The 13652-nt window shown below is 59.7% G+C and carries 11 protein-coding genes; all 11 read left to right on the top strand.

Annotated elements, in window-relative coordinates; genetic code table 11:
• Positions 1-7: 7 nt before the first annotated feature.
• Positions 8-1819 carry an N-acetylmuramoyl-L-alanine amidase AmiB gene (gene amiB, locus N6G83_RS44030; RefSeq protein WP_025305018.1) on the top strand — a complete coding sequence of 604 codons (1812 nt, stop codon included), beginning with the start codon at positions 8-10 and terminating at the stop codon, positions 1817-1819.
• A 22-nt stretch (positions 1820-1841) separates the two neighbouring features.
• Positions 1842-3713 carry a DNA mismatch repair endonuclease MutL gene (gene mutL, locus N6G83_RS44025; RefSeq protein ID WP_260516187.1) on the top strand — a complete coding sequence of 624 codons (1872 nt, stop codon included), beginning with the start codon at positions 1842-1844 and terminating at the stop codon, positions 3711-3713.
• Positions 3706-4647, top strand: coding sequence for a tRNA (adenosine(37)-N6)-dimethylallyltransferase MiaA (miaA, locus tag N6G83_RS44020; protein WP_025305020.1), 942 nt, complete (start codon positions 3706-3708; stop codon positions 4645-4647). The genes mutL and miaA overlap by 8 nt, the downstream gene beginning before the upstream one ends.
• Before the next feature lie 114 nt (positions 4648-4761).
• A complete protein-coding gene (gene hfq / locus N6G83_RS44015; protein ID WP_004933678.1) occupies positions 4762-5070 on the top strand; it encodes an RNA chaperone Hfq in 309 nt (102 codons plus the stop codon).
• 98 nt (positions 5071-5168) lie between these two features.
• Positions 5169-6449 carry a ribosome rescue GTPase HflX gene (gene hflX, locus N6G83_RS44010; protein WP_004933675.1) on the top strand — a complete coding sequence of 427 codons (1281 nt, stop codon included), beginning with the start codon at positions 5169-5171 and terminating at the stop codon, positions 6447-6449.
• Positions 6450-6517: 68 nt separating this feature from the next.
• A complete protein-coding gene (gene hflK, locus N6G83_RS44005; RefSeq protein ID WP_025305021.1) occupies positions 6518-7768 on the top strand; it encodes an FtsH protease activity modulator HflK in 1251 nt (416 codons plus the stop codon).
• A 3-nt stretch (positions 7769-7771) separates the two neighbouring features.
• A complete protein-coding gene (gene hflC / locus N6G83_RS44000; RefSeq protein ID WP_004933669.1) occupies positions 7772-8776 on the top strand; it encodes a protease modulator HflC in 1005 nt (334 codons plus the stop codon).
• A gap of 61 nt (positions 8777-8837) precedes the next feature.
• Positions 8838-9038 carry a DUF2065 domain-containing protein gene (locus N6G83_RS43995; RefSeq protein WP_004933666.1) on the top strand — a complete coding sequence of 67 codons (201 nt, stop codon included), beginning with the start codon at positions 8838-8840 and terminating at the stop codon, positions 9036-9038.
• A gap of 98 nt (positions 9039-9136) precedes the next feature.
• A complete protein-coding gene (locus tag N6G83_RS43990; RefSeq protein WP_025305022.1) occupies positions 9137-10435 on the top strand; it encodes an adenylosuccinate synthase in 1299 nt (432 codons plus the stop codon).
• A gap of 233 nt (positions 10436-10668) precedes the next feature.
• A complete protein-coding gene (gene nsrR, locus N6G83_RS43985) occupies positions 10669-11094 on the top strand; it encodes a nitric oxide-sensing transcriptional repressor NsrR (RefSeq protein ID WP_025305023.1) in 426 nt (141 codons plus the stop codon).
• A gap of 59 nt (positions 11095-11153) precedes the next feature.
• Entirely contained in the window at positions 11154-13628 is a 2475-nt protein-coding gene (gene rnr, locus N6G83_RS43980; RefSeq protein WP_260516186.1) for a ribonuclease R, read from the top strand.
• The last annotated feature ends 24 nt before the right edge of the window (positions 13629-13652 follow it).

Raw genomic sequence — 13652 nt, 5'->3', positions numbered from 1 at the left:
TGCTGCAATGACGCATGTGTTGAAAAAATTTGCGGTCATCATGCTGATCGCCGTGCTGGGGCCGCTCGGCGCGTTGAACGCGCTGGCGGCGTCCTCGCTGTCCGATATCAAAGTGTCCAACGCCCAACGCGAAGCGACGGTGTCGGTGAGCTTCAATGGTCCGCCGGACTACGCGTTTTTCCCGCTGCACGGCCCGGAGCGCGTGGTGCTTGACGTCAACCAGAAAGGCAAGGTCGGCGGCCTGCCGCTCAATTTCAGCGGCCAAAACCTGGTGAAGAGCATTCGCTCCAGCGCGCCGAAAGACGCTCAGAGCGTGCGTTTGGTGTTTGATCTGACGCAGCGCGCCAAAACCCGCGTCGCCACCCGCCAGAACGGCGGCGTGCACACCGTAGTGTTCACTATCACGGCCGAAGGCAGTGCCAATACCGTAGTGCGTAAAGCGCCGGTTGCGGTCAATCCACCGCCGCGTCAGGCGCCCGTCACGGTCAGCCAGCCACCGCGCCAGGCGCCGGTGGCGGTGCGTGAAGCGCCGGAGCCGCCGCTGCGCAAAGCGCCGACGGGATCGAATCCGTTTACCAATAAACAGACCGTGGTTGCAGGCACCGCCACCGAGGTGACGCCGCGCAGTAGCCGCGTTTCCGCCGGTTCCGGCGATCGGGTGGTGGTAGCGATCGACGCCGGCCACGGCGGCCAGGATCCGGGCGCCATTGGCCCGAGCGGACTGAAAGAAAAGAACGTCACCATCGCCATCGCGCGCCGCCTGCAGGCGATGCTGGACGCCGATCCGCAGTTCAAACCGGTGCTGACGCGTAACGGCGACTATTTCATCTCGGTCATGGGGCGTTCCGACGTTGCGCGTAAACAGGGTGCCAACGTGCTGGTCTCCATCCACGCCGACGCCGCGCCGAACCGCAGCGCCAGCGGGGCTTCCGTCTGGGTGCTGTCCAATCGCCGCGCCAACAGCGAAATGGCCGGCTGGCTCGAACAGCATGAGAAGCAGTCTGAGTTGCTCGGCGGCGCCGGCGATTTGCTGGCCAACAGCCAGGCCGATCCTTATCTGAGCCAGGCGGTGTTGGACCTGCAGTTCGGCCACTCGCAGCGCGTCGGGTACGATGTGGCGGTGAAGGTGCTGCAGCAGCTGCAGAGCGTCGGATCGTTGCATAAACGCCGGCCGGAACACGCCAGCCTGGGTGTATTGCGTTCGCCGGATATTCCCTCGCTGCTGGTGGAAACCGGATTTATCAGTAATAGCACGGAGGAGCGGCTGCTGGGCAGTAGCGCGTATCAGGAGAAGATTGCCAAGGCCATTCATAACGGCCTGCGCAGCTACTTCCTGGCGCATCCGCTGCAAGCCGACCCAAAGGTGGAAAACCGACCGCTGGACGTCGCAGCGGCGGTTAACACCTCAACACCAGACGTGCGCCAGCCGGAGCCTATCGTGAGCTCGGCCGGCGCGAGCCGCAGCGTAAGCGGCAAGACTCAGATCCATGTGGTGAAACGGGCGGAGACGCTGTCCGGCATCGCCGACAGCTACGGCACGACCATGGCGGCGCTGCGGGATCTGAACAAACTGAAAAAAGACGGCGTGTGGGTCGGGCAACGTCTGAAGGTGCCGGCGGGGAAAACCGCCGCCGTCACCGCCGTCGCCAAGGCGAAAACGCCGGCGAAGAAGCCGTCTAAACATAAAGTGGCCCGCGGGGACACGCTGTCCTCTATCGCTTCTCGTTATGGGGTCAGCGTCGGCGATCTGAAACGGGTCAATAATCTGAAGTCGGACGTCGCGCCGCTGGACCGGACGCTGACCATTCCGCAGGCCTAGCGCCACCGCTACAGGAGTCAGCATGCCTATCCAGGTGTTACCGCCACAGCTCGCCAACCAGATCGCCGCCGGAGAGGTGGTTGAACGCCCCGCGTCGGTCGTCAAAGAGCTGGTGGAAAACAGTCTGGACGCCGGTGCGACGCGCATCGATATCGATATCGAACGCGGCGGTGCCAAGCTGATCCGCATTCGCGATAACGGCTGCGGCATCGGCAAGGGCGATTTGGCGCTGGCGCTGGCGCGGCACGCTACCAGTAAAATCAGCACGCTCGATGACCTGGAAGCGATCGTCAGCCTCGGTTTTCGCGGCGAAGCGCTGGCCAGTATCAGCTCGGTTTCCCGTTTGACCCTGACGTCGCGCACCGCCGAACAAAGCGAGGCGTGGCAAGCCTATGCCGAAGGGCGCGAGCAGGCGGTGACGGTCAAACCCGCCGCGCACCCGGTCGGCAGTACGCTGGAAGTGCTGGATTTGTTTTACAACACGCCGGCGCGCCGCAAGTTCATGCGTACCGAGAAAACCGAATTCGGCCATATCGATGAAGTGGTGCGGCGCATCGCGCTGGCGCGTTTCGATGTGGCGATCAACCTCAGCCACAACGGCAAACTGATCCGCCAATACCGGGCGGCGAAAGAAGAGAGCCAGCACGAACGCCGTTTGGGCAGCATCTGCGGCCCGGCGTTTTTACAGCATGCGCTGAACATCGACTGGCAACACGGCGATCTGAGTATCCGCGGCTGGGTGGCGGATACGGCGGGGGCGCGCCAGCTGGGTGAGATGCAATACTGCTACGTCAATTGCCGCATGATGCGCGATCGCTTGATCAATCACGCGATTCGTCAGGCCTATCAGGATCAGTTAAAAGACGATCAGCAGCCCGCTTACGTGCTGTATCTGGAAGTCGACCCGCACCAGGTGGACGTCAACGTTCATCCCGCCAAGCACGAGGTGCGTTTCCATCAGGCGCGGCTGGTACACGATTTTATCTACCAGGCGGTGACCACCGTGCTGCAACAGGCCAGTCAGACACCGTCGCTGCCGCTGGCGGAAACGCCCGCGCCGGTCTGGCAGCAGGAAAACCGCGTCGCCGCCGGCGGCAACCATTTTTCTCAGCCTGCGCCGCGTCGCGAAACGCCGTCATCGGCCGGCGCCGTCCGCGAGCGCGCGCCGCAGCCCGGTTGGCAAACGGCGGGCGGTTACCAGAAACGCGAAGGCGAGCTGTACGGCAAACTGATGCAGCCCGCCACCGAGCCACCGGCCGATGCGACGCCGGAAGTGTCGAGCAAGCCGCCGCTGTTCCCGCCGGCGAAAGCCGCCGTGGAAACGCCGTTGGCGAGCGGACAACACAGCTTTGGCCGGGTGCTGATGATCCATCCGCCGTGCTACGCGCTGATTGAACAGCGCCAGCAGCCGGCGTTGCTCAATCTGACGGTGGCCGAACGCTGGTTGCGCCAGGCGCAGCTCAATCCGCCGACGGAAGGGCTGCGGCCGCAACCGCTGCTGATACCGATCAAGCTGACGTTGGATAAGAACGAAGCGGCGGCCATTGCACGGCATCAGGCGCTGCTGACGATGATGGGGCTGGATCTGCAGACGGATCACGGCCGTGTGACGCTGCGCGCAGTGCCTTTACCATTACGCCAACAAAATTTACAAAAACTGATACCCGAACTGTTAGGCTATCTGGCCGAACATCAGGAGATGTCGCCCGCGGTGCTGGCCACCTGGCTCGCTCGCCGTCTTGGCAGCGAACATGAACAGTGGAACACCTCGCAAGCGATACAATTGCTGACCGACGTTGAACGACTTTGCCCGCAGCTGGTCAAATCGCCACCGAGCGGACTTTTACAACCCGTTGATTTACAGGCCGCACTGGCGGCCCTCAAGCATGACTAACACTGAAATGACACCACGTCCCCCGGCTATTTTCATCATGGGGCCGACCGCCTCAGGCAAGACCGCGCTGGCGATCGCGCTGCGCGAACGCCTGCCGGTGGAACTGATCAGCGTCGATTCCGCGCTGATTTACCGCGGCATGGATATCGGCACCGCCAAGCCGAGCGCCGAAGAATTGGCGCAGGCGCCGCATCGGCTGATCGATATTCGCGATCCCGCCGAAGCTTACTCGGCCGCGGAGTTCCGCGCCGACGCGCTGAAGGAGATGGCCGATATCACCGCCGCCGGGCGCATTCCGCTGCTGGTCGGCGGCACCATGTTGTATTTCAAGGCGTTGCTGGAAGGATTGTCGCCGCTGCCCTCCGCCGATCCCGCGGTGCGCGAGCGCATCGAACGCCAAGCGGCGGAGCAGGGCTGGGAGGCGCTGCACCGTCAGTTACAGGCGATCGATCCCGTCGCGGCAGTGAGAATTCATCCGAATGATCCGCAGAGACTGTCCAGAGCACTGGAAGTTTTTTTTATTTCGGGTAAAACTTTAACGGAACTGACTCAAATTTCGGGTGAATCGTTACCGTATCAAGTTCACCAATTTGCGATAGCGCCGACCAGCCGTGAGTTGATCCATCAACGCATCGAGCTGCGGTACCATCAAATGTTGGCGGCGGGTTTTGAGACGGAAGCGCGTGCACTTTTCGCACGGGGTGATTTGCATACGGACTTGCCCTCCATTCGCTGTGTCGGTTACCGCCAGATGTGGTCATACTTGTCTGGTGAAATTAGTTACGATGAGATGGTTTATCGTGGTATTTGCGCAACACGTCAGTTGGCTAAACGTCAGATGACCTGGTTACGGGGTTGGGAGTCGGTCCATTGGTTGGACAGTGAAAAGCCGGGAGAGGCTTTGGACTCGGTGACACAGGTTGTTAGTGCATAGGTTGGGTGATTGTGTACAATTGCTGAGTATTCAGCGCGCAAATTTTTTACGTCGTTTATTTTAGAGCCGACAGGTTCTTAGTTACAAACAACAAGCAAATAAGGAAAAGATAGAATGGCTAAGGGGCAATCTTTGCAAGATCCGTTCCTGAACGCATTGCGTCGTGAACGTGTTCCGGTTTCTATTTATTTGGTGAATGGTATTAAGCTGCAAGGCCAGATTGAGTCTTTTGACCAGTTTGTCATCCTGTTGAAGAACACGGTTAGCCAGATGGTGTACAAGCACGCTATCTCTACCGTCGTCCCGTCACGCCCGGTTTCGCATCACAGCAACAACCCGAGCGGCGGTTCAAGCAACTATCACCATGGCAACAATCCGTCTGCGCAGCAACAGCCGCAGCAGGAAAGCGATGACGCTGAATAAAGCGCGTTGCAAGTCAACCATGACGGGGAGCATAAGCAGCCGCGGGCTGTTTATGTCCCCCAAACTCACGGTGAGTGTCCGTTTGAGAGGTTGCACGCTTGTTTGACCGTTATGAAGCCGGTGAGCAGGCCGTACTGGTTCATATCTATTTCTCGCAAGACAAAGATACGGAAGACCTCAACGAGTTCGAATCGTTGGTTTCCTCAGCCGGTGTCGAAGCTTTGCAAGTGGTGACTGGTAGCCGCAAAGCCCCGCATCCGAAGTACTTTGTCGGCGAAGGAAAGGCCGAAGAAATTGCAGATGCGGTGAAAGCCAGCGGCGCGTCTGTTGTCCTGTTTGATCATTCCCTTTCCCCGGCGCAGGAAAGAAACCTCGAGCGCCTGTGCGAATGCCGGGTGATCGATCGCACCGGGCTGATTTTAGACATCTTCGCCCAGCGTGCCCGCACCCATGAAGGTAAGTTGCAGGTGGAGCTGGCGCAGTTGCGTCACATCGCCACGCGTCTGGTACGCGGTTGGACGCACCTGGAGCGGCAAAAAGGGGGGATTGGCCTGCGCGGGCCGGGGGAAACCCAGCTTGAGACCGACCGTCGCCTGTTGCGCGATCGCATCAGCTTGATTCTGCGCCGTCTGGAGCGGGTAGAAAAGCAGCGTGAACAAGGCCGACGCGCGCGGACCCGTGCCGATGTGCCGACCGTATCGCTGGTGGGCTACACCAACGCCGGCAAATCCACCCTGTTTAACCGAATAACGTCTGCCGAGGTGTATGCGGCGGACCAGCTATTTGCCACCCTGGATCCTACGTTGCGGCGCATTGACGTGCCGGACGTGGGGGATACCGTGTTGGCGGATACCGTAGGCTTTATCCGGCACCTGCCGCACGATCTGGTGGCCGCCTTCAAGGCGACGCTGCAGGAAACGCGCCAGGCGTCTTTGCTACTGCACGTCATCGATGCCGCAGATCCGCGCGTCGATGAGAACATCGAAGCGGTGAACACCGTGCTGGCGGAGATAGACTCGGATGAAATTCCTACACTGTTAGTGATGAACAAAATAGATATGCTGGACGATTTTGTGCCGCGTATCGACCGCAACGACGAAAACCTGCCGATCCGGGTGTGGCTGTCCGCCGCCAGCGGAGAGGGTATTCCGTTGCTGTATCAGGCGTTGACGGAGCGCTTATCGGGGGAGATCGCGCATTACGAATTGCGCTTACCGCCACGGGCAGGCCGTCTTCGCAGCCGTTTTTACCAGCTTCAGGCGATTGAAAAAGAGTGGAACGAAGAGGACGGCAGCATTGGCGTGGTGGTGCGAATGCCGATCGTCGAATGGCGTCGTCTCTGCAAGCAAGAACAGGACCTGATTGACTTTATCGTATGATCATATCCTGTTACATTTATGCTTCGCGAAAGCCTGAAGTACCCAATCACAGAATATGGAGCTAAAACATGGCGTGGAATCAGCCCGGTAATAACGGACAGGACCGCGACCCGTGGGGGAGCAGCAATAATAATGGCGGCAACTCTGGCGGTAACAACAAAGGCGGTCGTGATCAAGGGCCACCTGATTTGGACGATATCTTCCGCAAACTGAGCAAGAAATTGAGCGGTTTCGGCGGGGGCAAAGGCTCCAACAGCAATAGCGGCGGTACCGGCACCTCTGGTCCGGGCTTCAGCGGCCGCATTATCGGTATCGCGGCGGTTGCCGTGGTGGTGATCTGGGCCGCCAGCGGTTTCTACACCATCAAGGAAGCCGAACGCGGCGTTGTGACGCGTTTCGGTAAGTTCAGCCACCTGGTGCAGCCGGGCCTGAACTGGAAGCCGACCTTCATCGATGACGTGCGTCCGGTGAACGTGGAGTCCGTGCGCGAGCTGGCGGCGTCCGGCGTGATGCTGACCTCCGATGAAAACGTGGTGCGCGTGGAAATGAACGTGCAGTACCGCGTGACCAACCCGGAAGCGTACCTGTTCAGCGTCGTCAATGCCGACGACAGCCTGAGCCAAGCGACCGACAGCGCCCTGCGCGGCGTGATCGGCAAATACTCGATGGACCGCATCCTGACCGAAGGCCGTACCGTGGTGCGTAACGATACGCAGCGCATGTTGGAAGAGACTATTCGTCCTTACAACATGGGTATCACGTTGCTGGACGTCAACTTCCAGGCGGCGCGTCCACCGGAAGAGGTGAAGGCGTCGTTCGACGATGCGATCGCTGCGCGTGAGAACGAGCAGCAATACATCCGTGAAGCGGAAGCTTACGCCAACGAAGTTCAGCCGCGTGCGAACGGCCAGGCGCAGCGTCTGCTGGAAGACTCCAAGGCTTATAAAGACCGTACCGTCCTGGAAGCTCAGGGTGAGGTGGCGCGCTTTGCCAAGCTGTTGCCGGAATACAAGTCCGCACCGCAGATTACTCGCGAGCGTCTGTATATCGAAACCATGGAAAAAGTGCTGGGCCATACCCGTAAGGTGTTGGTGAGCGACAAAGGCAACAACCTGATGGTGCTGCCGCTGGATCAGATGCTGCGCGGTCAAGGCGCGGCAACGGAGAGCGGCAACAAGGATACCAGCCTGATTCGCCTCAATCCGAATCCTGCGCCGGCTGCCAACAGCAGCGCTCCGCGTACCAGCGGCGGTTCGATTATGGATCAGCGCCGGGCGAATGCGCAGCGTGACGACACCACTCGCGTAGGGAGAGAGTAATCAATGCGTAAGTCTTTTGTAGTTATTGTCCTCGCGGTGCTGGTGGTGCTGTACGCTTCGCTGTTCGTGGTGCAGGAAGGCCAGCGCGGCATCGTGCTGCGCTTCGGCAAGGTTCTGCGCGACGGCGAAAACAAGCCGCTGGTGTATGCGCCGGGTCTGCACCTCAAGATCCCGTTCATTGAGACCGTGAAGAACCTGGATGCGCGTATTCAGACCATGGACAACCAGGCCGATCGCTTCGTGACCAGCGAGAAGAAAGACCTGATCGTCGATTCCTATCTGAAGTGGCGCATCAGCGACTTCAGCCGCTACTATCTGGCGACCGGCGGCGGCGACGTCTCCCAGGCCGAAGTGCTGCTGAAACGCAAGTTCAGCGACCGTCTGCGTTCCGAAATCGGCCGTCTGGACGTGAAAGACATCGTGACCGACTCGCGCGGCAAGCTGATGTCTGACGTGCGTGACGCGCTGAACACCGGCACCGTGGGTGACGGCGAAGAAGTGGCGACCACCGAAGCCGATGACGCTATCGCCTCTGCGGCGGCGCGCGTTGAACGGGAAACCACCGGCAAACAGCCGCAGGTTAACCCGAACAGCATGGCGGCGTTGGGCATCGAGGTGATCGACGTACGTATCAAGCAGATCAACCTGCCGGCCGAAGTGTCCGACGCCATCTACCAGCGTATGCGCGCCGAGCGTGAAGCGGTAGCCCGTCGTCTGCGCTCGCAGGGCCAGGAAGAAGCCGAGAAGCTGCGCGCCAGCGCGGACTACGAAGTGACTCGTACCCTGGCGGAAGCCGAGCGTCAGGCGCGTATCACCCGCGGTGAAGGCGATGCCGAAGCGGCTAAACTGTTCGCCAACGCGTTCAGCCAGGATCCGGACTTCTATGCCTTTATCCGCAGCCTGCGTGCCTATGAAGCCAGCTTCAAGGACAACCAGGACGTGCTGGTACTGAGCCCGGACAGCGATTTCTTCCGCTACATGAAGTCGCCTGATACCCTGCGCAAATAAGCGGCAGGCAATCTGACCGAGGGCCCGTTTACGCGGGCCCTTTCTCGTTTTTGGGGGATGCATGAACTCAACGATTTGGCTGGCGCTCGGGCTGGTTCTGGTACTAGAAGGATTAGGGCCGATGCTGTTTCCGCAGGCCTGGCGCAAAATGATTGTGGCGATGTCGCAGCTGCCGGACGCGACGCTGCGGCGATTTGGCGGTGGAATAGTGGTTGCGGGCTGCGTGATCTACTACATGTTGAGCGGCCGCACGGGTCTTTAAAGTCTAGCCCAAAATTTATGCAATCGTATGCTAAAAGTGCTGAAAATCGAAAATTACGGTGGTAGAATCCATTTTTAAGCAATCGGTGATTTTGAAAAATGGGTAAGAACGTCGTCGTACTGGGCACCCAATGGGGTGACGAAGGTAAAGGCAAGGTTGTAGACCTGCTGACTGAACGGGCTCAATATGTTGTGCGCTACCAAGGTGGCCATAACGCTGGCCACACTCTGGTAATCAACGGTGAAAAAACCGTCCTTCATTTAATTCCTTCAGGTATTCTGCGTGAAAACGTCACCAGCATCATCGGCAACGGTGTTGTTCTGGCGCCGGACGCGTTGATGAAAGAAATGGGTGAACTCGAAGCGCGTGGCATCCCGGTACGCGAACGTCTGTTACTCTCTGAAGCTTGCCCACTGATCCTGCCTTACCACGTTGCGTTGGACAACGCGCGTGAGAAAGCACGCGGCGCGAAAGCGATCGGCACCACCGGTCGCGGCATTGGCCCGGCTTACGAAGATAAAGTGGCTCGTCGCGGCCTGCGCGTCAGCGACCTGTTCAATAAAGAAACCTTCGCCGTTAAGCTGAAAGAGATCGTCGATTACCACAACTTCCAGCTGGTCAACTACTACAAAGTTGAAGCCGTCGATTATCAGGCGACGCTGGACTACGTACTGTCTATCGCCGACATCCTGACCGCCATGGTGGTTGACGTTTCCGAACTGCTGGACGGCGCGCGCAAGCGTGGCGACCTGATCATGTTCGAAGGCGCTCAGGGCACCCTGCTGGATATCGACCACGGTACTTATCCGTACGTGACCTCTTCCAACACCACCGCCGGCGGCGTGGCTACCGGTTCCGGCATTGGCCCGCGTTATGTGGACTACGTGCTGGGCATCGTGAAAGCCTACTCCACTCGCGTGGGTGCAGGCCCGTTCCCAACCGAACTGTTCGATGAAACCGGTGAGTACCTGTGCAAGCAGGGTAACGAGTTCGGCGCCACCACCGGCCGTCGTCGTCGTACCGGCTGGTTGGACGCGGTAGCGGTGCGTCGCGCGGTGCAGATTAACTCCCTGTCCGGCTTCTGCCTGACCAAACTGGACGTCCTGGACGGCCTGAAAGAAGTGAAGATCTGCGTGGGCTACCGCATGCCGGACGGCCGCGAAGTGGACACCACTCCGCTGGCGGCTGAAGGTTGGGAAGGCATCGAGCCTATCTACGAAATCATGCCGGGCTGGAGCGAAACGACCTTTGGCGTGAAAGAGCACAGCAAGCTGCCTCAGGCTGCGCTGAACTATATCAAGCGCATCGAAGAAGTGACCGGCGTACCGGTAGACATCATCTCTACTGGCCCGGACCGCAGCGAAACCATGATCCTGCGCGACCCGTTCGACGCATAATCAGGCTTTGCGGCATTAAACAAACCGGGCGCGTCCCGGTTTGTTTTTATCCTGACTCCCTCCGATTGCGGTTTCACGTCAAAAAATCCTTTCATAAACTCGCCTTAGGGCGCGGGATCCGCTAAATAATTAGCGACGAACTCTCCGGCTGGTTTATTATCCAATGAGTAATCTTTTGAATAGCGCCGAAAAGCGGCGTATCAGACGGGTAAAGTGATACCCAGAGGTAAGATGTGCAGTTAACAAGTTTTACTGATTATGGCCTGCGGGCGTTGATCTACATGGCCTCGTTGCCGCAGGACAAGATGACCAACATCTCGGAAGTGACTGAGGTTTATGGCGTGTCCCGCAACCATATGGTGAAGATCATCAATCAGTTGAGCCGGGTCGGTTTTGTCACGGCGGTGCGCGGCAAGCATGGCGGCATTCGTTTGGGTAAACCGGCCGAGAGCATTCGCCTCGGTGACGTCGTGCGGGCGCTGGAGCCGCTTGCGCTGGTTAACTGCAGCAGTGATTTTTGCCACATCACCCCTGCCTGCCGATTGAAGCAGGTGCTCCAACAGGGCGTACAGAATTTCCTTGAAGAGCTGGATAAGCATACGTTGGCCGACATGGTCGAAGACAATCCGCCGCTCTACAAGCTATTGCTTGTCGAATAAAACGACGTTGAGAAGACAAGGCTCAACGTCATCCTGCTGATGACAACGGAGGAACCGCAATGTCACAAGATCCATTCCTGGAACGAGAAGCAGAAAAATACGAATCCCCTATCCCCAGCCGTGAATTTATCCTGGCCCATTTGGCGAAACGAGAAACGCCGGCCAGTCGCGAAGAACTGGGCAACGAATTGGGCCTCAGCGGTGAAGAGCAGCTGGAAGCGCTGCGTCGCCGCCTGCGCGCCATGGAGCGCGATGGCCAGTTAGTGTTTACCCGCCGCCAGTGCTATGCGCTGCCGGAGCGTTTGGATCTGCTGCGCGGCACGGTGATCGGCCACCGCGACGGCTACGGCTTCCTGCGCGTTGAAGGCAGCAAAGACGATCTGTACCTGTCTGCCGAACAGATGAAAATGGCGATCCACGGTGATGTGGTGCTGGCGCAGGCGCTGGGTGCGGACCGTAAAGGGCGCCGCGAAGCGCGCATCGTGCGCGTGCTGGTGCCGAAAACCAGCCAGATTGTCGGCCGCTTCTTCATGGACGCCGGTACCGGCTTCGTGGTGCCGGACGACAGCCGTCTGAGCTTCGATATTCTGATCCCAGCCGACAGCGTCAGCGGCGCGCGCATGGGCTTTATGGTGGTGGTGGAGCTGACTCAGCGCCCGACCCGCCGTACCAAGGCGGTCGGCAAGATCGTCGAGATCCTCGGCGACAAAATGGGCACCAGCATGGCGGTGGACATCGCGCTGCGCACCCATGAGATCCCGCATACCTGGCCGCCGCAGGTGGAAAAGCAGGTGGCCGATCTCAGCGAGCAGGTGCCGGAAGCGGCCAAGAAGGGCCGCGTCGATCTGCGCAAACTGCCGTTGGTCACCATCGACGGTGAAGATGCGCGCGACTTCGACGACGCCGTGTACTGCGAGAAAAAACGCGGCGGCGGCTGGCGTCTGTGGGTCGCGATCGCCGACGTCAGCTACTATGTGCGTCCACGCACTGCGCTGGATGACGAAGCGCGCAGCCGTGGCAACTCGGTCTACTTCCCGTCGCAGGTGATCCCGATGCTGCCGGAAGTGCTGTCCAACGGACTGTGCTCCCTGAACCCACAGGTCGATCGCCTGTGCATGGTATGCGAGATGACCATCTCTGCCCAGGGGCGCCTGTCCACGGCCAAATTCTACGAGGCGGTGATGAGCTCGCACGCCCGCCTGACCTACAACAAGGTGTGGCACATTCTGCAGGGCGATCAGGAGCTGCGCGAGCATTACCACCCGCTGGTCAAGCACCTGGAAGAGCTGCACGCGATGTATAAGGTGCTGGATAAGGCGCGCGCCGAGCGCGGCGGCATCGCGTTTGAAACCGAAGAAGCCAAATTCATCTTCAACGCCGAACGCCGCATCGAGCGCGTGGAGCCGACGGTGCGCAACGACGCCCACAAGCTGATCGAAGAGTGCATGATCATGGCCAACGTGGCGGCCGCGCGCTTTGTCGAGAAACGCAACGAGCCGGCGCTGTACCGCGTGCACGATCGTCCGAGCGACGACCACATCTCCGCGCTGCGCAGCGTGCTGAGCGAGCTGGGGCTGACGTTGGGCGGCGGCAACAAGCCGCAGCCGAAGGACTATGCGGTGCTGATGGATGAAGTGTCCGAGCGCCCTGACCACGAAATGCTGCAAACCATGTTGCTGCGCTCGATGAAGCAGGCGATTTACGATCCGGAAAACCGCGGCCACTTCGGCCTGGCGTTGGCGTCTTACGGCCACTTCACCTCGCCTATCCGTCGTTATCCGGATCTGGCGCTGCACCGCGCGATCAAATATCAGCTGGCCAAAGAACACGGCGAGCCGAAAGAGCGCTGGACGCCGACCGGCGGCTGGCACAGCGAATTCGAAGAGATGCTGCAGCTGGGCGAGCACTGTTCGATGACCGAGCGCCGCGCGGACGAAGCGACGCGCAACGTCGCCGACTGGCTGAAGTGCGACTTCATGCAGGATCACGTCGGTGAAGTGTTCAGCGGCATCATCTCCAGCGTGACCGGCTTCGGCTTCTTCGTGCGCCTGAACGATCTGTTTATCGACGGGCTGGTGCACGTATCAACGCTGGATAATGATTACTATCGCTACGATAATATCGGCCAGCGCCTGATCGGCGAGTCTTCCGGCACGGTCTATCGCCTGGGGGATACGGTGGAGATCCGCGTGGATGCGGTGCATATGGACGAGCGCAAGATCGACTTCGCGCTGGTATCCAGCACCCGCAAAGCGCGCGGTGAAGGCAAAACCGAGCGCGATCGCGCCAAGAAGGGCGGCCAGCGCACGCTGCGCGACAGCGGCAACGCGGGGCGCGGCAAGCGCCGCGGCGGCAAACCGCCGGCCAACTTCGAACCGGACAGCGCCTTCCGCAAGCAGGATGACACCAAGCCTGCGGACAACGTGAAGAAGGCGAAAAAGAAAGCCAAGAAAGCGTCCGACAAAACGCGGAAAATCGCGGCGGCGACCAAAGCCAAACGCGCAGCCAAGAAGAAAGGTGCCGAGCAGGCTTAACCTGCCGCACATCGTTATCATCGG

The organism is Serratia sp. PL7 (genome assembly GCF_945957435.1).
Note: the sequence above shows the minus strand (reverse complement) of the source record. Positions and strands in the feature narration are given on the sequence as shown.

Coding starts and splice junctions, on each gene's coding strand:
- N6G83_RS43990 (WP_025305022.1), top strand. CDS start 9,137: ATGGGTAAGAACGTCGTCGTACTGGGCACCCAATGGGGTGACGAAGGT.
- miaA (WP_025305020.1), top strand. CDS start 3,706: ATGACTAACACTGAAATGACACCACGTCCCCCGGCTATTTTCATCATG.
- N6G83_RS43995 (WP_004933666.1), top strand. CDS start 8,838: ATGAACTCAACGATTTGGCTGGCGCTCGGGCTGGTTCTGGTACTAGAA.
- amiB (WP_025305018.1), top strand. CDS start 8: ATGACGCATGTGTTGAAAAAATTTGCGGTCATCATGCTGATCGCCGTG.
- hflC (WP_004933669.1), top strand. CDS start 7,772: ATGCGTAAGTCTTTTGTAGTTATTGTCCTCGCGGTGCTGGTGGTGCTG.
- hfq (WP_004933678.1), top strand. CDS start 4,762: ATGGCTAAGGGGCAATCTTTGCAAGATCCGTTCCTGAACGCATTGCGT.
- mutL (WP_260516187.1), top strand. CDS start 1,842: ATGCCTATCCAGGTGTTACCGCCACAGCTCGCCAACCAGATCGCCGCC.
- rnr (WP_260516186.1), top strand. CDS start 11,154: ATGTCACAAGATCCATTCCTGGAACGAGAAGCAGAAAAATACGAATCC.
- hflK (WP_025305021.1), top strand. CDS start 6,518: ATGGCGTGGAATCAGCCCGGTAATAACGGACAGGACCGCGACCCGTGG.